The sequence below is a fragment of the Streptomyces sp. NPDC055962 genome (assembly GCF_042270185.1).
GTDB lineage: Bacteria > Actinomycetota > Actinomycetes > Streptomycetales > Streptomycetaceae > Streptomyces.
The window spans coordinates 264,213-284,523 of sequence record NZ_JBHJYN010000008.1 but is presented as its reverse complement, the minus strand read 5'-3'; the positions used below and the strand labels follow the sequence as shown (position 1 = coordinate 284,523).

The 20,311-nt window shown below is 70.5% G+C and carries 16 protein-coding genes and 1 riboswitch; of the genes, 3 read left to right on the top strand and 13 right to left on the bottom strand.

What is annotated here, in order from left to right; genetic code table 11:
- From ACFC51_RS23725 to ACFC51_RS23715, 3 genes are all read right to left on the bottom strand, one after another.
- A complete protein-coding gene (locus ACFC51_RS23725; RefSeq protein ID WP_376379536.1) occupies positions 1 to 906 on the bottom strand; it encodes an ABC transporter permease in 906 nt (301 codons plus the stop codon).
- Positions 903 to 1,898, bottom strand: a complete 996-nt coding sequence (locus ACFC51_RS23720; protein ID WP_376379533.1) for an ABC transporter permease — start codon at positions 1,896 to 1,898, stop codon at positions 903 to 905. Before ACFC51_RS23720 ends, ACFC51_RS23725 begins: the two co-directional genes overlap by 4 nt.
- An 88-nt stretch (positions 1,899 to 1,986) precedes the next feature.
- Positions 1,987 to 3,720: an ABC transporter substrate-binding protein gene (locus tag ACFC51_RS23715; protein ID WP_376530664.1), complete on the bottom strand. Its 1,734-nt coding sequence runs from the start codon at positions 3,718 to 3,720 to the stop codon at positions 1,987 to 1,989.
- 224 nt (positions 3,721 to 3,944) lie between these two features.
- On the opposite strand from ACFC51_RS23715, the gene ACFC51_RS23710 reads away from it, so the two are divergent.
- The 3 genes from ACFC51_RS23710 to ACFC51_RS23700 all read left to right on the top strand — a co-directional run bounded on the left by ACFC51_RS23710 (position 3,945) and on the right by ACFC51_RS23700 (position 8,495).
- Positions 3,945 to 4,964, top strand: a complete 1,020-nt coding sequence (locus tag ACFC51_RS23710; RefSeq protein WP_376530662.1) for a LacI family DNA-binding transcriptional regulator — start codon at positions 3,945 to 3,947, stop codon at positions 4,962 to 4,964.
- Positions 4,965 to 5,134: 170 nt separating this feature from the next.
- Entirely contained in the window at positions 5,135 to 5,902 is a 768-nt protein-coding gene (locus ACFC51_RS23705) for an ABC transporter ATP-binding protein (protein ID WP_376379525.1), read from the top strand.
- Between the two features lie 58 nt (positions 5,903 to 5,960).
- Positions 5,961 to 8,495, top strand: coding sequence for an ABC transporter permease (locus ACFC51_RS23700; protein ID WP_376530659.1), 2,535 nt, complete (start codon positions 5,961 to 5,963; stop codon positions 8,493 to 8,495).
- A gap of 85 nt (positions 8,496 to 8,580) precedes the next feature.
- Here ACFC51_RS23700 and ACFC51_RS23695 read toward each other — a convergent pair whose 3' ends face one another.
- The 10 genes from ACFC51_RS23695 to ACFC51_RS23650 form a co-directional block, all read right to left on the bottom strand.
- On the bottom strand, positions 8,581 to 9,885 hold the full coding sequence (locus ACFC51_RS23695) for a class I SAM-dependent methyltransferase (protein ID WP_376379519.1): 1,305 nt from the start codon (positions 9,883 to 9,885) through the stop codon (positions 8,581 to 8,583).
- A gap of 272 nt (positions 9,886 to 10,157) precedes the next feature.
- Positions 10,158 to 11,561: an NAD(P)/FAD-dependent oxidoreductase gene (locus ACFC51_RS23690; protein ID WP_376379517.1), complete on the bottom strand. Its 1,404-nt coding sequence runs from the start codon at positions 11,559 to 11,561 to the stop codon at positions 10,158 to 10,160.
- Positions 11,562 to 12,009: 448 nt separating this feature from the next.
- Positions 12,010 to 12,951 (bottom strand): exopolyphosphatase, encoded by a 942-nt coding sequence (locus ACFC51_RS23685; RefSeq protein ID WP_376379514.1) that lies wholly within the window; start codon positions 12,949 to 12,951, stop codon positions 12,010 to 12,012.
- A gap of 35 nt (positions 12,952 to 12,986) precedes the next feature.
- Positions 12,987 to 13,529: a DUF501 domain-containing protein gene (locus tag ACFC51_RS23680; RefSeq protein WP_376379551.1), complete on the bottom strand. Its 543-nt coding sequence runs from the start codon at positions 13,527 to 13,529 to the stop codon at positions 12,987 to 12,989.
- Positions 13,530 to 13,599: 70 nt separating this feature from the next.
- Positions 13,600 to 14,070 (bottom strand): septum formation initiator family protein, encoded by a 471-nt coding sequence (locus ACFC51_RS23675; RefSeq protein ID WP_329229678.1) that lies wholly within the window; start codon positions 14,068 to 14,070, stop codon positions 13,600 to 13,602.
- A gap of 94 nt (positions 14,071 to 14,164) precedes the next feature.
- Positions 14,165 to 15,451: a phosphopyruvate hydratase gene (eno, locus tag ACFC51_RS23670; protein WP_376379511.1), complete on the bottom strand. Its 1,287-nt coding sequence runs from the start codon at positions 15,449 to 15,451 to the stop codon at positions 14,165 to 14,167.
- A gap of 318 nt (positions 15,452 to 15,769) precedes the next feature.
- Positions 15,770 to 16,465: a transglycosylase family protein gene (locus ACFC51_RS23665; protein WP_376374004.1), complete on the bottom strand. Its 696-nt coding sequence runs from the start codon at positions 16,463 to 16,465 to the stop codon at positions 15,770 to 15,772.
- Positions 16,466 to 16,638, bottom strand: a riboswitch (cyclic di-AMP (ydaO/yuaA leader).
- A gap of 290 nt (positions 16,639 to 16,928) precedes the next feature.
- Complete coding sequence (locus tag ACFC51_RS23660) at positions 16,929 to 17,927, bottom strand: transglycosylase family protein (protein ID WP_376530656.1); 999 nt, start codon at positions 17,925 to 17,927, stop codon at positions 16,929 to 16,931.
- 105 nt (positions 17,928 to 18,032) lie between these two features.
- Positions 18,033 to 19,328 carry a cytochrome P450 gene (locus ACFC51_RS23655; RefSeq protein WP_376530654.1) on the bottom strand — a complete coding sequence of 432 codons (1,296 nt, stop codon included), beginning with the start codon at positions 19,326 to 19,328 and terminating at the stop codon, positions 18,033 to 18,035.
- The gene (locus ACFC51_RS23650; RefSeq protein WP_376374011.1) at positions 19,325 to 20,311 is read right to left on the bottom strand and encodes a nucleoside triphosphate pyrophosphohydrolase; all 987 of its coding nucleotides are present in this window, start codon (positions 20,309 to 20,311) and stop codon (positions 19,325 to 19,327) included. The genes ACFC51_RS23655 and ACFC51_RS23650 overlap by 4 nt, the downstream gene beginning before the upstream one ends.

The window sequence follows — 20,311 nt, the reverse complement described above, 5'->3', positions numbered from 1 at the left end:
TCAGGACTCCCTCAGCTTCGGGTTGAAGACCTCGTCGAGGCCCACGTTGGCGACGTAGAGCGCGCCGACGATCGCGGTGATCCCGGCGCCCGGCGGGATGAACCACCACCACATGCCGAGCTGGAGCGCGCTCCACTGCTGGGCGCTCTGGAGCATCAGGCCGAGCGAGACCCCTTCGGTCGGGCCGAGCCCGATGAAGTCGAGGGAGGAGGCGATGAGGACGGACCCGCCGAAGAGCAGGATGAACATCATGAAGAGGTACGAGCTCATGTTGGGCGCGATCTCGCGGAAGACGATCCGCCAGGTGCCGCTGCCGCTGAGCCGGGCCAGGTCCACGAACTCCCGGGTGCGCAGCGAGAACGTCTGCGCCCGGATGGCGCGCGCCGCCCAGGGCCACGAGGTCAGGCCGATGAACAGGCCCTGCACGGCGACGCTGCGCACGCCCATGTAGGCGTTGATGATCAGCAGGACGGCGAGGGCGGGGATCACCAGGACGACGTTGGTGAGCATGTTGAGGATCTCGTCGGTGACTCCGCCCCGGTAGCCGGCGAGGAAGCCGACGAGCATGGCGATGACGGCGGCGATGGCGCCGCCCACGACGCCCACCAGGAAGGTGGCGCGCAGGCCGTGCACGAACTGCGCGTAGACGTCCTGGCCGAACGTGGTGGTGCCCATCCAGTACGTGCCGTCGGGTGCGGACGCCTGCGGGCCCACGTATTCGTTGGGGTCGGCGTTGCCGAGCAGCAGGGGGCCGACGAGGCCGGCGGCGAGCAGGACGGCGACGAGCGTCACGCCGATGATCAGCTTGGGGTTGCGGACCGCGTAGTGCAGCGATTCGCGGCCCGGCTCGGCGACGGGCGGGTCGGCGGACGGGGCCTCGGGCGCCGGGTCGGGCAGTGTGCTCATGACGTGCCTCCTGCCATGCCCGTACGGGTACGGGGGTCGACGACGACGTACACGATGTCGATGAGGAAGTTGGCGATGAGGACGCCGATGACGATGAAGAGGAACGCGCCCTGGAGCAGGAAGAAGTCCTGGTTCTGGATCGCGGCCAGGATCAGCGAGCCGAGCCCGGGATAGGCGAAGACGATCTCGGTGACGAGAGCTCCGGCGACCAGCACGCCCAGCTGGAGCGCCAGGCCGGTGACCTGGGGCAGGACCGCGTTGCGGAAGGCGTAGCGGCGGATGAGCCGCTGGGGTGCGCCGAGGGCCGCCAGATAGGACGAGTAGTCGGACTCCAGCTCGTAGATGATCATGTTGCGCATGCCGATGGCCCAGCCGCCGAGCGCGACGAGGAACAGCGAGAGGAACGGCAGCACCCAGTGGTGCAGCGCGTCCAGCGCGAAGTCGGCGCTCGGGCCCGGCTGGATGTCCAGGCTGTACCCCCCGGACAGGGGGAACCAGCCCGCCTTGGCTCCCAGCGCCCAGGCGAGGATCACCGCGATCCACATGTAGGGCATGGCCGTCAGCAGATAGCCGGCCGGCAGCACGGTGTTGTCGAGGACCTTGCGGCGGGCGGACAGCGCGCCGATCCAGTTGCCCGCGAACCAGCTGAGCAGGACGGCCGGGATCATCAGGCCGAGCGTGTACGGGAGCGCGTCGAGCAGGACGTCGCCGACGGGCGTGGGGAAGACGAAGATCGAGATCCCGAAGTCGCCCTGGAGCAGCGCGCCCCAGAAGTGCAGGTACTGCTGCCAGAGGGGTTCGTCGAAGCCGAAGAGATTGTTGTAGTAGGTGCGCATCGCCTCGGCGGCCTCGGGCTGTGAGACGCGGGCGCGGGCGATCATGGCGGAGACGGGGTCGCCGGGCATGAAGCGCGGGATCATCCAGTTGACGGTGACGGCGACGACGAACGTCAGCGCGTAGATCAGAAGTTTGCGGGCGAAATAGCGGCGCAAGGGTGCTCCCCGGTGGAGAGCCCCGCCGTGCGCGGGCGGTCAGGTGCGCGCGCACGGCGGGGCGGTCATGGAGTCGGCGACGGCCGTGCTACTTGGCGGGCTTCAGCTGCGTGAGCGTCTCGAAGCCGCCCATCTCCAGCCAGTTGCGCCACAGGGCCGGTGCCGTCCTGGGAGCCCCCTCCGAGTCCGACGGCCAGTTCGTCCAGGAACCGGTGGTGGACTGCGACCAGAGGCCGTTGTACCAGAGCGGAATGATGGGCATCTCGGTCAGCTGGATGTCCTGGATCTTCGAGACGGCGGCCTTCATGCCCGCGGCGTCGTCGGTCCTGACGCCTCCCAGCTCCTGCACCAGCTTCCACGCCTCCTCGTTCTCGTAGCGCCCGAAGTTGACCGTGTTCTGCTGCTTCTGGACGGGCAGCTGGAACACGTAGTCGTAGTACGTCCAGGGGGTGTTCGACAGCTGGCGCTCGTTGTTGATGACGAGGTCGAAGTCGCCCTTGCCCCGCTGCTCGTTCAGGGCGTTCTGGTCGGGGAACTCGGTGCTGATCCTGATGCCCGCCTCCTTGGCCCCGGCGGCGATGACCTTGGCGGCCTCCATCCAGTCGGTCCATCCGGAGGGCACGGCCAGCTTCAGGGCGAGGGTGGAGCCGTCCTTGTTCTCGACGAAGCCGTCACCGTCCTCGTCCTTGTAACCGGCTTCGGCGAGCTCCTTCTTCGCCGCCGCGGCGTCGTGCGTGAAGCCCTTCTCCGCGATGAGGGCCTTGTCCTCGTACTGCTCCCACTGCGGCAGCAGTCCGGTCGGCGAGGCCGGCTTGACCAGGTCGCCGTAGACACCCTTGACGATCTTCCCGGTGTCGACGGACGCGGCGAGCGCCCGGCGGAAGGCGGCGTCGTCCATCGGCTTCCTGGTGGTGTTGGGCACCAGCCAGGCGGTGTTGGCCGAGAGCATGTAGGGGGCCTCGTCGTAGTACGAGACGACCTTCTTGCTCTTGATCAGCGAGGAGGCCCCGGGCAGGAAGTTGTTGCTGAGGTCCAGCTGGCCCTGGCCCAGCTGGCCGATGACCACTTCGTTGCTCGGGTTGGAGACGTCGACGATGTAGCGCGGGGCCGGCGTCATGCTGAGCGCCTTCGAACCCCACCAGTCGTCGCGCCGCTCCCAGACGACCCGGTCCTGGGTCTTGCTCCTGAGCTTGTACGCCCCGGTGCCGACCGGCTTGTCGTTGACGCCGTTGAGGACGTCCTCGTCGGAGCGGGTGCTCCAGAGGTGCTCGGGGACGATCGGCTGGCCGTAGAGCGTGTAGTCCCACTCCTGGTAGCGGGCCTCCTTGAAGGTGAAGCGGACCGTGCGGCCGTCCACCGCCTTCGCGTCGGACAGCCAGCTCCACAGCGAGTGGAAGGAGGAGGCCTCGATCTTGCCCAGGCCGTAGGAGTACGCCACGTCCTTCGCGGTCAGCGGCTTGCCGTCGGCCCAGGTGATGCCGGAGCGCAGCTTCACCTCGTAGGTCTTGTCGTCGGTCCAGCTGCCCGACTCCGCGAGCCAGGGCGTCAGCTTGCCCTCGTTGGGGTCGAAGTGGAACAGGGTCTCGTAGACCAGGCCCTTGGTGCCGGTCGCGTGGTCCCAGTTGCGGAGCGGGTTGTAGTTGGCCGGAGGCCCCCACTGGGTGCCGGTCGTGTAGAGCGTCTCGTTGCGCGGCAGCGAGCCGCCCTTGCCGACCGGGCCGCCGGTGCCGCCCGCCCCGGAGCCGCCTCCCGTGCACGCGGTCGCGGCGAGTGTGAACACGGCGAGCGCAGTGGTGACCCGCAGCCGGGTACGCGAACCCATAGCCCCTCCTTTTCCCCCGCCGTCCCTGCCGAGCGGAGTTACTGAACCGGGTAAGTGCCCGTGAAGGTAGGGGTGCCCCGAAGCCGTGTCAAGGGAACGGGAGCGCTCCCATTCCAGTTTTCTCACCGGAAATCCGGAGAGGTCCGGACCGAAGAGAGGAAGGCGGAGGTCAGGGACCTGCGGCTAGGATGTGCTCTGAACACGAACCGGTTAAGTGAGGTCCCATGCCCAAGCACCGCCCCACGATCGCCGACATCGCGCGCCGCGCCGGGGTCTCGAAGGTCGCGGTGTCGTACGCCTTGAACGACCGCCCGGGTGTCTCCCCGGCGACCCGCGCCTCCATCAAGGCCATCGCCGAGGAGATCGGCTGGCGCCCCAACAGCGCGGCCCGCGCCCTGACCCGCGCCCGGGCCGACACCGTGGGCCTCGCGCTGTCCCGGCCGGCCAGGATGCTCGGGGTGGAGCCCTTCTTCATGGAGCTGATCAGCGGCATCGAGACCGAGCTCTCCGCCCGCGGCTGCGCCCTGCTCCTCCAGGTCGTCGCCGACCCGGTGCAGGAGCTGGAGATGTACCGGCGCTGGTGGGGTGAGGGCCGGGTGGACGGGGTCTTCCTCGCCGACGTGCGCTCCCCCGACCCGCGCATCGAGGGCGTGGCCGAGCTGGGCATGCCCGCCGTCGTGATCGGCGACCCGGCCGCCGCGGGGCCGCTCACGCCCGTGTGGTCCGACGAACGTACGGCGCTGCGGGACACCCTGACGTATCTCAGGGCGCTCGGGCACCGCTCCGTCGCCCGGGTCGCCGGGCTGCCCGAGCTGACCCACACCCGGCTGCGCGACCGCGCCCAGCGCGAGATCAGTGCGGTGCTCGGGCTGGACGAGCCGGTGGTGGTGCACACCGACTACTCCGGCGAGGAGGGCGCGCACGCCACCCGGCGGCTGATCGGCTCGGCCCCGCGGCCGACGGCCGTCGTCTACGACAACGACATCATGGCCGTGGCGGGGCTCTCGGTCGCCCAGGAGATGGGGCTGGACGTGCCCGCCGACCTCTCGCTCGTCGCCTGGGACGACTCCCAGCTCGCCCGTGTCGTCCGGCCCCCGCTGACCGCGCTGAGCAGGGACATCCCCGCGTACGGGACCCACGCGGCCCGCACCCTGCTGACGATGGTCGCCGACGGATCGGCCCCGGGGTTCGAGGACGCCGCCGCCCGCCTGGTGCCGCGCGGTTCCACCGCGCCGCCCCGCTGAGCGCGGGCCGGGGATCTCGGGGTCCCTCTCCTACCTCAGGACTACGCCGCCGCCCTGCGGGTGCGACTCAAGAGGGTTCCGGGAACGGGCACGGGGGCTGACGCCCCGGCGCGGTACGGCGGTGACGATGGAGGGGTCCCCGACGAGCCGTCCGAACCAGGAGTACCCCTGTGACCACCACCACCGCCCACCGCACCACCGCGGTCGCCGCCCGAGCCACGGAGCTGTCGAAGGTCTACGGCCAGGGTGAGACCCAGGTGGTCGCCCTGGACCGGGTGACCGTGGACTTCCCGCAGGGTGAATTCACCGCCATCATGGGCCCCTCGGGCTCCGGCAAGTCCACGCTGATGCACTGCGTGGCCGGCCTCGACAGCTTCAGCAGCGGCTCCGTGCGCATCGGTGAGACCGAGCTGGGGACGCTGAAGGACAAGCAGCTCACCCAGCTGCGCCGGGACAAGATCGGCTTCATCTTCCAGGCGTTCAACCTGCTGCCCACCCTGACCGCCCTGGAGAACATCACCCTGCCGATGGACATCGCCGGCCGTAAGCCCGATGCCGCCTGGCTGCAGAAGGTCATCGACATGGTGGGGCTCTCGGAGCGGCTGAAGCACCGGCCCACCGAGCTCTCCGGCGGTCAGCAGCAGCGCGTGGCGGTCGCCCGCGCCCTGGCCTCGCAGCCGGAGATCATCTTCGGCGACGAGCCGACCGGCAACCTCGACTCCCGCTCCGGCGCCGAGGTCCTCGGCTTCCTGCGCAACTCGGTGCGCGAGCTCGGCCAGACCGTGGTGATGGTGACCCACGACCCGGTGGCCGCCTCCTACGCGGACCGTGTGGTCTTCCTCGCGGACGGCGCGGTCGTCGACCAGATGATGCACCCCACCGCCGACGGGGTCCTGGACCGCATGAAGGCGTTCGACGCGAAGGGCCGCACCAGCTGACGCGACGGCTGCTGCCCCCCTCCCCTCCGTACACCGAACTCCCCCAGGAACTGACGACATGCTCCGTACCGCCGTGCGCAACGTGCTTGCGCACAAGGCCAGGCTGCTGATGACCGTACTCGCCGTGATGCTCGGCGTGGCCTTCGTCTCCGGCACCCTGGTCTTCACCGACACCCTCGGCAACGCCTTCCGCAACCAGTCCGCCAAGAGCTACGACGACGTCGCGGTCGCCGTCACGACCCGGGCCGAACGCGGCGACGAGGAGAGTGCGGCCGTCGACGAGGAGACGCTCGAGAAGATCCGGCACCTCGACGGCGTGGCGGAGGCCACCGGCCGGGTCTCCGGCTTCGCCGGGGTCGCCGACCCGGACGGCAAGCTCATCGGCAACGGCTGGTCCAACACCGGCTCCAACTTCTCCCCCGGCGCCGGCGGCAAGGACGCGCAGTACACGTTCACCGAGGGCACGGGCCCGGTGAAGGCCGGCCAGATCGCCCTCGACAAGGAGACCGCCAGGAAGGGCGAGTACCGCGTGGGCTCCCCGGTACGGGTCGCCACGAACGGGCCGGTGAAGGAGTACACCCTCTCCGGCGTCTTCACCACCGAGGACGGCGCCGTGAACGCGGGTGGCAGCCTCGTGCTCTTCGACACCGCCGTGGCCCAGCAGCTCTACCTGCGGCCCGGCGAGTTCAAGGACGTCGACGTCGTCGCCGGGCCCGGCGCGTCCGACACCGCGCTGCTGGCAGCGGTGAAGCCCCTCCTTCCCGAGGACGCCGAGGCCAAGACCGGCGCGGCCCTCGCGGACGAGGAGGCCGAGATGACCGAGTCGGGCCTCAAGAGCCTGAACTCGATGCTGCTGGCCTTCGCCGCCATCGCGCTCTTCGTCGGCGTGTTCCTGATCGCCAACACCTTCACCATGCTCATCGCCCAGCGCACCAAGGAACTCGCCCTGATGCGCGCCGTCGGCGCCTCCCGCAGGCAGGTCAAGCGGGCCGTCCTGCTGGAGGCCGGTGTCGTCGGTCTCGTCGCCTCGGTGGCCGGCTTCCTGCTCGGCCTCGGGCTCGCCACCGGCCTCCGCTCCGCGATGGGCGCGTTCGGCGGGAAGATCCCGGCCGGACCCCTGGTCGTCTCCCCGACGGCGGTGGCCTCCGCCTTCGCGGTCGGCGTGCTGATCACCGTGTTCGCCGCCTGGCTGCCCGCCCGCCGCGCCGCCAAGATCCCGCCGGTCGCCGCGATGAGCAGCGTGCACGCGGTCGCCACCACCAAGTCCCTGGTCGTGCGGAACTCGATCGGCGGGGTGCTCACCCTCCTCGGGTCGGCCGCCATCATCGCCGGTGCCGCCCAGGGCGGCGAGGACGGCCGCTGGATCCTGGGCGCCGGGGCCTTCCTGGCCCTGATCGGCGTCATCGTGCTCATCCCGCTGCTCTCGCGGCCGGTGATCGCCCTGGCCCGCCCGCTGCTGGCGAAGCTGTTCGGGGTGTCCGGCAAGCTGGCCGCGCAGAACGCGGTCCGCAATCCGCGCCGCACCGGAGCCACCGCGTCCGCCCTCGCGATCGGGCTCACCCTGGTCACCGGCATCTCGGTGCTCGGTGTCACGCTCGGCCAGGCCATCGACAAGATGACGACGGACAACATCCGGGCCGACTACATGGTCTCGATGGCCAGCGGGGACTCGCTCGACGAGTCGGCCGTCACCGCCCTGCGGAAGGCCGACGGGGTCGCCGCGGCCACCCCCCAGCGCGCCGTCTGGCTGACCGTCGGGAAGGAGGAGGAGGGCATCTCGGCGTCCGGAATCACTCCCGGGGACATCGAGAAGACCTTCGCCCTGAAGACGGTCTCGGGCTCCCTCTCCTCGCTGGAGGACGGCCAGATCGCGGTCGACCGCAAGACCGCGGCGTCGCACGGCTGGAAGACGGGTGACAGCGTGCCCGTGACCTACCAGGACGACAAGAAGCAGACCCTGAAGGTCGGCGCGCTCTACGAAGGCAACGAGTTCCTCTCCCCGGTCCTGATCCCCGAGGACCTCGTCGCCCCGCACGAGAGCCTCTCCGACATCCGTGAGGTCTGGCTGACCATGGACGGCGGCCAGAGCGACGCCAACGAGAAGGCCGTGGTCGACGCGCTCGGCGACAACCCGGCGATGAGCGTCATGGACCGCCAGGGCATCCGCGACATGTTCGGCGGGTTCATCAACACGGCGCTGAACATCATGTACGGGCTGCTCGCGATGGCCTTGGTCATCGCGGTCCTCGGCGTCGTCAACACGCTGGCCATGTCGGTCTTCGAGCGTCAGCAGGAGATCGGCATGCTGCGGGCGATCGGCCTGGACCGGCGCAGGGTCAAGCGCATGATCCGGCTGGAGGCCGTCGTCATCTCGCTCTTCGGAGCGGTGGTCGGTGTGGGCCTCGGGACGTTCCTCGGCTGGGCCATCGGGAAGAGCCTGTCCGCCTCCATCCCCGGCTACGCCCTGGTCGTCCCGTGGGACCGGCTGGCCGTCTTCCTGGTCCTCGCCGGCCTGGTGGGTGTCCTCGCCTCCCTGTGGCCGGCCCGCAGCGGCGCCAGGCTGAACATGCTGACGGCGATCAAGACGGAGTAGTCACGCATGACGGAGGGGCGGTACCCGCGGTGCGGGTACCGCCCCTCCGCGCTTCCCGGTCGGGGCCGCCTCCGGCCCTCCCGGATCAGCTCTCCGCCGACGCCGTCCAGTCACGGGCCCGCAGCGGCATGCCGGACGGACCGCCCTCCTGCGGACGCACCGCGAGGATCTGGTTGACGCCGATCTTGTTGTGCTCGAAGGAGAGCGCGCTGGCGGCCATGTAGAGCCGCCACACCCTGGCCCGGCCGGGCGAGGTGACCCGTTGGGCCTCTCTCCAGTTCTCCTCCAGGTTCGTCACCCACCGGCGCAGGGTCAGCGCGTAGTGCTCGCGGATCGCCTCGACGTCACGGGCCTCGAATCCGGCCTCCTCCAGGGTGGCGACGGTGCGGCCGACCGGGGCGAGCTCGCCGTCGGGGAAGACGTAGGCGTCGATGAACTCGTCGACGTGGTACGCCGCTTCGTTCCGCTCCGGGCGACGGGCGATCTGGTGGTTGAGCAGCCGGCCGCCGGGCTTGAGCAGGGCGTAGAGGTCGTCGGCGTACTCACGGAAGCGGACCGAGCCGACGTGCTCGGCCATGCCGATCGAGGAGATGGCGTCGTACGGGCCGTCCCTGACGTCACGGTAGTCCTGGACCCGGATCTCGATCCGGTCGGTGAGCCCCTCCTCGGCGATGCGCTTGCGGGCGAAGGCGGCCTGTTCGGTGGAGAGGGTCACCCCGGTGACCCGGGCGCCGTACTCACGGGCCGCGTGGACGGCCATGGAGCCCCATCCGCATCCGACGTCGAGGAGGCGGTCGCCCTCCCGGAGGGCGAGCTTGCGGCAGACGAGGTCGAGCTTGTCGCGCTGGGCCTCTTCGAGGGTGGCGCCGTCCTGCCAGTAGGCGCAGGAGTACACCATGGACGGGCCGAGGACCATGGCGTAGAAGTCGTTGCCCACGTCGTAGTGGTGGCTGATGGCTTCCTTGTCGCGGCGCCGGGTGTGCAGCGCGCCGGTGCGGCGGCGGATCTCCTCCGGCGGCGGGGGCGGCGGGGGCCACGGCCCGGCGATCTCCACGAGGCCGCGGGCGAAGGCCCGTACCTTCGGGTCGCGGACGGGGTGGACGGTGTCCTTGGCATCCGCGCCACGCTCCCAGAGCAGCCCGGCCAGGGCGTCCAGAGCGGCGTACAGGTCCCCTTCGACGTCGATCTCGCCGGCGACCCAGGCGCGGGCCAGTCCCAGCTCGCCGGGCTTCCAGAGCAGCCGGCGCAGGGCGCGGCGGTGGCGCAGCACGAGGGTGGGGGCACCCGGCGGCCCGGATTCGCTGCCGTCCCAGGCCCGGATCCGGACCGGCAGGGGTTCTCCCAGCAACTCTTCGGCGAGAGCGGTCAGCCGCGATGCGGCGTCGGCCATGGTGCACACCTCCGTGGTGGTGTTTCCGAACGTGCCTAAATTCGCATATACGCACCCGAACCGGGCCGCGACACCTCGGGGCCGCGGCGAGGTACACCGACGTCAACGCCGCCCGGCAGCCGGGCCATCCCGCCCCCGGGCAAGGGAACGGCAAAATACCTGCACTGACCATCTAGTTGGCGTCGCCCAGGAACACCGAAGCCCGCCCGGGAACGCCGAAGGGGCCGTCCGCACCACGGATGGCGGACGACCCCTTCGGTGACGTACTGGCGCTAGGAGGCCTTGGCCTTCTCGCCGGCCTTGCTCTTGTCGTCGCCGGCCTTGGCCGCGACCGGAGCCGGGCTCGGCTTGGCGGCCTCGTAGAACTCCTCGCGCGGAGTCTCCATGGCGCCGAGCGAGACGACCTCGCGCTTCAGGAACATCGCCAGCGTCCAGTCGGCGAAGATCCGGATCTTGCGGTTCCAGGTCGGCATGGCCATGCCGTGGTAGCCGCGGTGCATGTACCAGGCGAGACGGCCCTTGACCTTGATCTTCACCTTGCCCATGACGATCATCGCGACGCCCTTGTGCAGGCCGAGACCGGCGACCGCACCCTTGTTGGCGTGGCTGTACTCCTTCTGCGGGAAGCCCCGCATGCCGGAGATGACGTTGTCACCGAGGACCTTCGCCTGGCGCAGCGCGTGCTGGGCGTTCGGCGGGCACCAGGCGTTCGGGTTGCCCGCGCGGCGGCCGACCATGTCCGGGACCTGGGCGTTGTCGCCCGCGGCCCAGATGTAGTCGGTGCCCTGCACCTGGAGCTTCTCGGAGGTGTCCACGTGGCCGCGGGGGCCGAGCGGCAGGCCGAAGCGGGCCAGCGCCGGGTTCGGCTTCACACCGGCGGTCCACACGATCGTGCTGGAGTCGACCTCCAGGCCGTTCTTCAGGACGACGTGGCCGTCGACGCAGGAGTCCATGGACGTCGAGAGGTAGACCTCGACACCGCGGCTCTCCAGGTGCTCCTTGCCGTACGCGCCCAGCTTCGGGCCGACCTCGGGAAGGATCTTGTCGGCGGCGTCGACCAGGATGAAGCGCATGTCCTCGCGCTTCACGCTGGTGTAGTACTTCGCCGCATCGCGGGCCATGTCCTCGACCTCGCCGATGGTCTCCGCGCCGGCGAAGCCGCCGCCCACGAAGACGAACGTCAGCGCCTTGCGGCGGACGTCCTCATCGGTCGTCGAGTCGGCCTTGTCCAGCTGCTCGAGGACGTGGTTGCGCAGACCGATGGACTCCTCGATGCCCTTCATGCCGATGCCCTGCTCGGCGAGGCCGGGGATCGGGAAGGTGCGGGAGACCGCGCCCATCGCGATGACCAGGTAGTCGAAGGGCAGCTCGTAGGCCTCGCCGACGAGCGGCGCGACCGTGGCGACCTTGCGGTCCTGATCGATGGTCGTGACACGGCCGGTGAGAACCTCTGCCTTGGGCAGCACGCGTCGCAGCGGGACGACGACATGCCGAGGCGAGATGCTGCCGGCAGCAGCTTCGGGGAGGAAGGGCTGGTACGTCATGTACGAGCGCGGGTCGACGACCGTGACGGTCGCCTCTCCATACCGCATCTTCTTCAGAATGCGACGAGCTGCGTACAGGCCTACGTACCCACCGCCTACAACGAGGATCCTGGGACGCTCCGTGGTGCTCATGCCATCGAGTATCCACCCCCCTCGGAGGGCATGCTCGTGAGCCCCTTCACAAGGTATGCGCGACCCTCTGCTACACTTCGCCGCCCACGTGACCCAGGTCATGGTGCGGACGGGGAACCACGACGCCCCGGCGAACGTTGTTCACCACTTGTGAGCTGGCTCTTGAGCCTTGGCCCGGGGTGAACCACCTGCCCGGGACACCCCGTGGCCACACCCCCGAAACACTCCCGCATCACCGCCGCACGGAGCTGTGGACCGCCCGCACGGCCCCTCGGGCGAAGAACTTCGCCCAGAGGGACCGAATTCCTTGTGAAGAAGTTCACGAAGTTTCCCGCGGCGCCTCGCGGAAGACCCCTCCGGACGGGTCCGAAGGGGCCTCTCCCAGCTCAAAGGTGCAGGCCGGAATGCGTTTGAGCAGCATCTCACCGCGCCCGCGCCCGCCCTGTGGTCAGGCGGCGGACCAGGCGATTCCGTCCAGGATGTCGTGCTCGCTGACGACGACCTCCCGGGCTCCGCACCGCTCCATCACCGCGAGCAGGACGAGCGCCCCGGAAGCGATGACGTCGACCCGGCCCGGGTGCATCGCGGGGATCGCCGCGCGCTCCTCGTGCGTCGAGGCCAGCAGCCGCCCGGTGATCTCCCTGACCCGCTCCAGGGAGACCCGGGAGTGGTGGATCGCCTCGGAGTCGTACTCCTCCAGCCCGAGAGCGATCGCGGCGACGGTGGTGACCGTCCCTGCCAGGCCGACGAGCGTCGCCGCCGAGGAGAGCGGCACGGTCTCCTCGGCCAGATCCAGCGCGGAGCCGATGTCCGCACGGATCGCGGCGATCCGGTCGGGCGTGGGCGGGTCCACGGCGGCCCCGTCCGCGACGAGATGACGCTCCGTCATGCGGACGCAGCCGATGTCCACGGAACGGGCCGCGCGGACACGGTCGTCACCGACGACGAACTCCGTGGAGCCGCCGCCGATGTCCACCACCAGGTACGGCTTCTCCAGGTGGTCGCCGCCCACCAGTTCCTTGGTGGCGCCGTCGAACGAGAGCTGCGCCTCCTGGGCGCCCGTGACGACCTCGGGCTCGACGCCCAGGATGTCCAGGACGCCGCGGACGAAGGTGCCGCTGTTCTCCGCGTCGCGCGAGGCGGACGTGGCGACGAACCGGACCCGCTCGGCGCCCAGCTCCTTGATCACCGCCGCGTACGTACGACAGGCGGCGAAGGTCCGCTCCAGCGCCTCGGGGGCCAGCCGGCCGGTCCGGTCGACCCCTTGGCCGAGCCGGACGATCTCCATCCGGCGGTCGAGCTCGGTGAAGTCACCGGTGGCGGGGTCCACGTCCGCGACGAGCAGGCGGATGGAGTTGGTACCGCAGTCGATGGCGGCAACGCGGGTCATGGGGCTCCTGTGGTTGTACGACGGGTACCGCGGGGTCAGGACGCGTCGGATCCGGCGTCGGGGCCGCACGGCGTGACGCACGGGCCCTTGGCCCACCACTCCGGCAGCATCGCGATCGCCTCGTCGCCCAGCGGGTTCACACCCGGACCCGCGGCCAGCGAGTGGCCGACCAGGACGTGCAGGCACTTCACCCGGTCCGGCATGCCGCCCGCGCTCGGGAAGCCCTCCAGGACCTCGATGGCGTCGCGCCGGGCGAGGTAGTCCTCGTGCGCGGCGCGGTAGGCGGCGGCCAGCTCCGGGTCCGTCGTGAGCCGCTCGGTCATCTCCTTCATGACCCCGTTGGCCTCCAGCGTGCCGATCGCGGACGCGGCACGCGGGCAGGTCAGGTAGTACGTCGTCGGGAACGGCGTGCCGTCCTCCAGACGGGGCTGCGTCTCGACCACGTCCGGGTTGCCGCACGGGCAGCGGTGCGCGATGGCGCGCAGCCCGCGCGGCGGCCGGCCGAGCTGGAGCCCGAACGCGGCGATGTCCGTGTCGGTGGGCGTGGTGGATTCGGTCTGCGGAGGGGGCGTGTCCATGCCTGCCTTGAATGTCATCGGTCGGACTGTATGAATCGGTGCGGGGCGGGGGCCCCGCGCGGACGCGAGATCACTCGCGGTCCGCGCTGTCGACGCCGTCCCAGAGGTTCGAGTGCCAGGGCCGTCCCGTCGCCCCCGGCTCGCCCCGGCGCACCTCCGCCGCGTCCGGGTCGACCACCGTGTAGGCGGTCTCGCCGGGCATGACGTAGTGGAGGTGCTGGCGCGCGAGACGGCGGATGTACGCGTCGTCCTTGAGCCGCGCCTTCTCGTCGCGCAGCTCCTCGGTCCGCTGGTGGGCCTCCCGGGAGAGCCTCTCCTGGTCGGCGATCTGGTCGCGCTGGGAGACGTACTGGCGCATGGGGTACGCGAGCGCGACCACCAGCGAGCAGACGATCAGCGCGAGGAACGCGGCACGGCCCGTGAGCCGCGAGCGGCGGGCCTGGCGGCGGTTCTGGGACCGGTAGACGCGGGCCGCGGTCTGCTCCCCGAGCAGCCGCAGCCTGGTCGCGGTGGAGAACCGGTCGCGGTCCTTCCCGGCCATGTCTCACGCCTCCCCGTTACGCACGTCCGTCCCCGCACACGGTACGGGACCGGATGCGGGGACGGACGGAGGCTGGTGCTCCGGACTCGGGCTGTCAGCCGTCGAAGCGGAAGCGCGGGAACGCCGAACGTCCGGCGTACACCGCGGCGTCGTCGAGGATCTCCTCGATGCGCAGCAGCTGGTTGTACTTGGCGACACGGTCCGAGCGGGCCGGGGCGCCGGTCTTGATCTGGCCGCAGTTCACGGCGACGGCGAGGTCGGCGATGGTGACGTCCTCGGTCTCACCGGAACGGTGCGACATCATGCACTTGAAGCCGTTGCGCTGGGCCAGCTCGACGGCGTCCAGGGTCTCGGTCAGCGAACCGATCTGGTTGACCTTGACGAGCAGGGCGTTGGCCGAGCCCTCCTCGATGCCGCGGGCGAGGCGCTCAGGGTTGGTGACGAACAGGTCGTCACCGACGATCTGCACCTTGGAGCCGAGCTTGTCGGTGATGACCTTCCAGCCCGCCCAGTCGTCCTCGTACAGCGGGTCCTCGATGGAGACGAGCGGGTACGCGGAGACGAGCTCCTCGTAGTACTCCGTCATCTCGGCGGCCGAGCGGGACTTGCCCTCGAACTCGTAGACGCCGTCCTTGTAGAACTCGGACGCGGCGACGTCGAGCGCGAGCGCGATGTCACGGCCGGGGACGTAGCCGGCCTCCTTGATGGCCTCGAGGATGAGGTCGAGGGCGGCGCGGTTGGACTCGAGGTTGGGGGCGAAGCCGCCCTCGTCACCGAGACCGGTCGACAGGCCCTTGGTCTTCAGGACCTTCTTCAGCGTGTGGTAGATCTCCGCGCCCCAGCGCAGGGCCTCGGAGAAGGACTCGGCGCCGATCGGCGCGATCATGAACTCCTGGATGTCCACGTTGGAGTCGGCGTGCGAGCCGCCGTTCAGGATGTTCATCATCGGAACGGGCAGCAGGTGCGCGTTCGGGCCGCCGAGGTAGCGGAACAGCGGGAGGTCGGAGGCCTCGGACGCGGCGTGCGCCACGGCCAGCGAGACACCGAGGATGGCGTTGGCGCCGAGGGAGCCCTTGTTCTCGGTCGCGTCCAGGTCGAACATCGCCTGGTCGATGAGGCGCTGCTCGGTGGCGTCGTAGCCGACGAGCTCCGGGCCGATCTGCTCGATCACGGCGAGGACGGCCTTCTCGACGCCCTTGCCCTGGTAGCGGTTGGGGTCACCGTCGCGAAGCTCGATGGCCTCGAACGCGCCGGTGGAGGCTCCGGACGGAACAGCAGCACGTCCCGTGCTGCCGTCGTCGAGGCCAACCTCGACCTCGACCGTGGGGTTGCCCCGGGAGTCGAGGATTTCCCTGGCTACGACGACGTCGATGGACGGCACGAGGCATCTCCTTCTGGGATCTGACACTGGTTGTGCAGGGTCACTGTGGCCTTGCGCCACGAGCCTAACCGGCTCGGCCCGCTCCGTCGGCCGTCCGCCCGTCCCCTGGGACGAAAAAGGACCCAAGGGCCCGCATTACGGGCAAAGCTCCAGAATTCTACTGGCCAGTAACCACAACTGTTGAACGCTCGCCGCTGAGGCGGGCACACGCCGGCACCCTGACGACGGGTGCCGGACACGGCCGCGGCCCGGCGCGCGGGGGGTCTGCGCGCCGGGCCGGGCCACCGGGGCAGGAGGGGGACCCCGGGCCGTTTCCGACTACTTCAGGTGGAGCTGCTGACCCGGGAAGATCATGTCGGCGTCGTCGACGATGTCGTCGTTCAGCTTGAACAGCTTCTGCCAGCCGCCCTTGACCTTCTTCGCGTCGGCGATCGTGCTGAGGGTGTCGCCGGTCTTCACCTTGTACTCGCCGTCACCCTTCTCGACCTTCTTGCCGGTCGGGGTGGTGACGGTCTTCTCGGGGGCCGTGCGCTTCTCGCTGCGCGTGGTGGGCTGCTCGGCCTTGCGCTCCGGCTGGGCCTTCGTCTCGGCCTTGTCGGTGCTCTGGCCGGAGCCGGTGTCGACACCCGGGTCCACACCGTCGTTCGTCAGGCCGCCGGCACCGGCGCAGGACCAGGCACCCGGGCCCTGGAGGGCGAGGAGCTTCTCGGCGGCGGCTATCTGCTGGCCCTTGGTGGCCAGGTCGGCGCGGGCGGCGTACTGCGTGCCACCGGCGGCGGCCCAGCTGGACTGCGAGAACTGCAGACCGCCGTAGTAGCCGTTGCCGGTGTTGATGGACCAGTTGCCACCGGACTCGCACTGGGCGACGGCGTCCCAGGTGTCGACGGAGGCGGCGGAGGCACCGGTCGCGCCCATGAGCGGGACGGCGACGGCCGCACCGGTGACGCCGGCCAGGGTCGCGATACGGACGGCCTTGGACGGGCGACGGTGCTTGCCCTTGCTGGAAAGCAGCATGGTTCTCCTCACCGACGCCTACGAGGTGAGCTGTCGGGTTCGGGCCTGTGAGTTGCCCGGCCGCCCGCTTCCGCGGGCGGCTCCACCCCTAGCCGTTCCCTGCGCCCGTCTTCCGACGGCCGGGTCCGGCGCCTACCTGGTTCCCCCGCTCCTGCCTACGGCGCTTTACGCGTCGGTACCCCTCGGCCGACGGCAGGATTCGGCGTGACGGTCGAGGGTGCCCGCGGTGCGAGCGGCTCCGACCGTAGACACACGCAACCCCCACATTCAAAGATGGACATAACGACCAATCAGCCCGAATCGGTTCGCCTGCGAGAAGCGTTTTCGCAGGTCGGACGCAATATGGACGGACCGGACGGACGGGGCGCGGCAGTTGACGCAAAGAGACCCATGTCTCACTTACACATAAGTGGACATAGGTCTCTTAACTACCCCTGTTTTCGGGGTGTTTTCCCGCTTTCGATCAGTTGGCGGCGGGCGTCTCCGCCGGGGCGCTCTGCGTCTCCGCCGGGGCGTCCTGCGCGTCCGCCCCGAGGCCGAGGTCCAGGTTCTGGCCGGGAAGAATCAGGTCCGGGTCGGAGCCGAGCTCGTCCTTGTTGGCCTCGTAGAGCGCGGTCCACCCACCGGTCAGGTCCTGCGCGTCGGCGATCGCCCAGAGGTTGTCGCCCTCGCGGACGGTGTACGTGCCCTCCGCGCCCTGTCGTGCGCCGGAGTCGCCGCGGGAGGCGTGGCGGCCGGACTCGCGCGCGTCGGTCCCCGACTCCGCGCCGGCCTCGGGAGCCGGCGTGCCGCGGTGCTTCCCGCCCTTGGCCGCGTCACCCTTCGAGGCGCCGGACGTCCCGGACGCCTCGGAGGAGGGGGTCTTGGACGGAGTGGCGGCGTCCGAGGGCTCGCCGGCCTTGTCGCTCTCGTCCGCCGCGTCGTCGGACGCGTTCCCGCTCTCCTGGCCCTTCGCGTCCGCGTCGGCCTTCTCGTCGGCCGCGTCCGCCGGGTCCTCCGTCTCGGAGGAGGGGGTGCCGGACGGCGTCGCGGTGTCCGAGGGCTCGGCGGACGGCTCGCCGCCCGGGTCGACGCCCGGAAGCGTCCCGTCCAGGGCGAGGCCGGAGATCACGGCACAGCTGGGCCACGCCTGCGGGCCCTTGTCGTCCAGCACCTTCTCCGCCACCGCTATCTGCTGGGAGCGGCTCGCCAGGTCGGCGCGGGGCGCGTACGACGTGCCGCCGTAGGCCGACCAGGTGTCCTGCGAGAACTGCAGACCGCCGTAGTAGCCGTTGCCGAGGTCGGCACTCCACATGCCGCCGCTCTCACATTCGGCGACCCTGTCCCAGGTCGTCGCGTCGGCCGCCTGCGCGCCGCCCGCACCGAGCAGCGGAATGGCGATGGCCGATCCTGTGACGCCTGCGGCGACGACGATGGCGGGTGCCTGACGAGGGCGACGGTGTCTGCCGGTCGCGGAGCCCATGGGATTGCCTTCCGTGTGACTGACATGTGACGGGTGGGTCGAGGGGTGAACCTAGCCCTACTCGAACGTGTGTCACAAGTCGATGCAGCGGAGATCACGTGAAAGTCACAGAGTTGACAGGCTGTCACTTTTTTCGGCGGAGCGCCCGGCTCCGAACTCCACCGGAAGCGTGCGCAGTCCACGCATGATGAGCCCGCCGCGCCAGCGCAAATCGGCAGGATCTGCGGCAAGTCGCAGGTCGGGGAGGCGGCGCAGCAGTGTCGCCAGTGCCACCTGCCCCTCCAGCCGGGCCAGCGGGGCCCCCAGGCAGTAGTGGATTCCGTGCCCGTATCCGAGGTGCTGATTGTCACTGCGTGCGAGATCCAGGGTGTCCGCATGCTGGAATCGCTCCGGATCGCGGTCGGCCGCCGCCAGCACCACGAGGACGGGGTCCCCCGGGGCGATGTCCTGCCCTCCCAGCGTCACGGGCTCGGTGGCGTAGCGCCAGGTGGCGAGCTCCACGGGGCCGTCGTAGCGCAGGAGCTCCTCGAGGCCCGTGGCGAGCAGGTCCGTCTCACCGGCGGCCAGCGAGCGCTCCAGGCGGGCGCGCTGGACCGGGTCGCGCAGCAGGGCGTAGGTGCCGTTGCCGATGAGGTTGACCGTGGTCTCGAACCCGGCGAACAGGAGGATGAAGGCCATCGCCGCGGCCTCGTTCTCGCTGAGGTGCTCACCGTGGTCGCTGGCCCGGATCAGCCCGGAGATCAGGTCGTCGCCGGGGTTCTCCCGCTTCCGGTGGATGAGTTCGGCGAGATAGCCGCGCATCTTCTTGACCGACCTGGCCACCCCGCCGCGCGGCCCGCCGCCGTGCCGGATCATCATGCCCGCCCAGTCACGGAAGTCGTCCTGGTCCTCGCGGGGCACGCCCAGCAGGTCGCAGATCGCGTAGATGGGGAGGGGGAAGGCGAAGTCGTGGATGAGGTCCGCCTTCCCCTCCTCCACGAACGCGTCGATGAGGCGGTCCGTCAGTTCCTGTACGCGCGGCGCGAACTCCGCGACCCGGCGCGGGGTGAACGCCTTGGAGACGAGCCGGCGCAGCCGCGTGTGGTCGGGCGGGTCGATGTTCAGCAGGTGCGTCATCAGCTCCGCCTTGCGCTCCCCCGGGATGCCCGTCCTGCCCTTGGCGGTCGCCGACCCCGAGTGGTGGGCCGGGTTCTTGGAGAGCCGGGTGTCGGCGAGGGCCTGCCGGGCGTCCGCGTACCGCGTCACGAGCCACGCCTCGACACCGCTGGGCAGCGCCGTGCGGTGCACGGGGCTGTGCTCCCGGAGCCAGGCGTAGGCGGGGTACGGGTCGGTGGCGAACTCCCAGGTGAAGAGTTCGGGTGCTGCGTCGGGCACGGAGGCCGTGCCGGAGCTGTCGTTCACTCCTCGACGCCGTCCGGCGTGGAGCCGAGCCCCTCGGCCGCCCGGACGGCGTCCCGGTAGGCGCGGGCGGCGGCCCGCAGGGCGGCCTCCGGGTCGACGCCGTCCTGTTCGGCCCGCACGGCGAGGGCGAGCAGCCGGTGGCCGATGCCGTCGCCCGCGGGGAGCTCCACGCCCAGACCGGCGGTACGGACCCTGCTGCCGAGTTTGGCCGCGAGCGCCAGAGCCGGCTGCCCGAGCGGGACCCCGTCGGTGACGGACTCGCGCTGCTTCTCGATCGCCTTCGTGCGCAGCCAGTGGGCGCGGACGTCCTCCGGGGTCTCGGCGGTCTCGTCACCGAAGACGTGCGGATGACGGTGGATCAGCTTCTCCACGAGGGTGGCCGCGACGTCGTCGACGCCGAACGGCTCCTCCTGGTCGTCCTCGGCGATGCGCGCGTGGAGGACGACCTGGAGCAGGACGTCGCCGAGTTCCTCGCGCAGCTCCTCGCGGTCGCCGTCCTCGATGGCCTCGACGAGTTCGTAGGCCTCCTCGATGGCGTACTTCGCGAGACCCTCGTGCGTCTTCTGCGAGGTCCACGGGCACTCCAGCCGGATCCGGTCCATGACCTGGACCAGATCGAGGAGGCGGGCGCCGGGCAGGTCGTACGAACCGGGCAGCAGCTCCAGGTCGGGCATCTGCACCCGGCCGGACCCGCCGAGCCTGGCCAGGCCGTCGGTGAGCCGCTGGTCGCCCTCGCCTCCCACCAGGACCACCACGGTCCGGCCGCCCGCGCAGGCGTCCACGAGCTCCTCGGCCGAGGGCGCGGCGTGCTCCACGGCGACCTCCGCCTCCCGCAGATACGGCAGCTGCGGGTGGTCCCGCCCGGCGCACAGCACCCGGTCGGCGGCCCGCAGCGTCTGCCAGGCGGGCCAGGACAGCAGACCGGGGGCGACCCGGTGGCTGGCGGTGAGCAGGACGATACGGCCGGGGTCTTCAGCGTTCAC